General features: G+C 38.9%; 1 protein-coding gene. It reads left to right on the forward strand.

The window, feature by feature from the left end; all coding sequences use genetic code 11:
* Nucleotides 1–48 precede the first annotated feature (48 nt).
* Nucleotides 49–1,224: an iron-containing alcohol dehydrogenase gene (locus Q0410_RS07580; protein ID WP_299035164.1), complete on the forward strand. Its 1,176-nt coding sequence runs from the start codon at nucleotides 49–51 to the stop codon at nucleotides 1,222–1,224.
* Nucleotides 1,225–1,305: the final 81 nt, after the last annotated feature.

The raw sequence follows: 1,305 nt of genomic DNA on the forward strand, positions 1-1,305 counted from the left end.
TGAAAAATTTTATAAAATGGGTAGAAATAAAAAAAGAGAGGAGATTTTATGAATAACTTTACTTACGATATTGGAACAAGGATCCACTTTGGAAAAGATGCCCTAGATTATTTAGGTGGAGAAGCAAAAAAATACACCGACAAAATCCTCCTAACCTATGGAGGAGGTTCTATAAAAAGAAACGGAGTTTATGACAAGGTCATAAAGGAATTAAAAGATGCTGGTATTGAAGTCTTTGAACTTTCTGGCATCGAGCCTAACCCAAGGATAGGCTCTGTAAGAGAAGGTATTAGGATAATCAAGGAAAATGACATTGGAGCTATTCTTGCAGTAGGTGGAGGATCAACCATAGACGCATCCAAATTTATGGCAGCGGGAGCCTGTGCTGATTTTGACCCATGGGAATTTATCTCAGAGAAAAAACCAATGAGCCCTGCTATCCCACTTCTAACAGTCCTAACCATGGCAGCAACAGGATCTGAAATGGACTGCGGTGGTGTCATCACAAATCCAGAAACTAAGGAAAAATTATCCTCAGGCCACCCAGACACTAGACCTAAGGTATCATTTTTAAACCCAGAAATAACCTACTCAGTACCAAAATTCCAAACAGCAGCAGGAACAGCAGACATCATGTCTCATATTTTTGAAACTTATTTCAATGTAGATGGCACCATGTTTATGCTAGATAGGATAATGGAATCTTTAATGAAAACCGTAATCAAATATGGACCAATCGCCCTAAAAGACCCAGAAAACTACGAAGCCCGAGCCAACCTAATGTGGGCCTCATCCTGGGCTATAAATGACTTTATATCAGCATCCAGCAAGGCTTCCTGGACAGTTCACCCAATCGAGCATGAACTATCTGCCTTCTACGACATAACCCACGGCCTAGGCCTTGCCATCCTCACACCAAGGTGGATGAAATATACCCTAAGCGAGAAAACAGTCCACAAATATGTAGACCTAGGAGTAAATGTCTTTGATCTAGATAAAAATCAAGAACCAATGGAAATTGCAAGGCAAACCATAGAGAAAGTAAGGGAATTTTTCTTTGAAGACCTAGGTCTTGATTCAAATCTTACAAAAATTGGCATAGATAGCCAACACTTTGAAGAAATGAGTATCAAGGCTTGTGGCAAGGACGGAGTTAAAAAAGGCTTCATAGACCTAAAACCAAGCGATGTGAAGAAAATTTATCAAATGTGCCTAGAAGACTAGGAAAAATATGAAAATTTATAATATATTTGACAACCTAGTCTTTTCCAAAGACAGGGAAATAGAGGAAACTATCTTTGAAAA

This window comes from uncultured Anaerococcus sp. (assembly GCF_937934665.1).
Classification (GTDB): Bacteria; Bacillota; Clostridia; order Tissierellales; family Peptoniphilaceae; genus Anaerococcus.

Bases quoted from the DNA above. Each gene is read 5' to 3' on its own strand.
- Q0410_RS07580 (WP_299035164.1), top strand. From the start codon at position 49: ATGAATAACTTTACTTACGATATTGGAACAAGGATCCACTTTGGAAAA.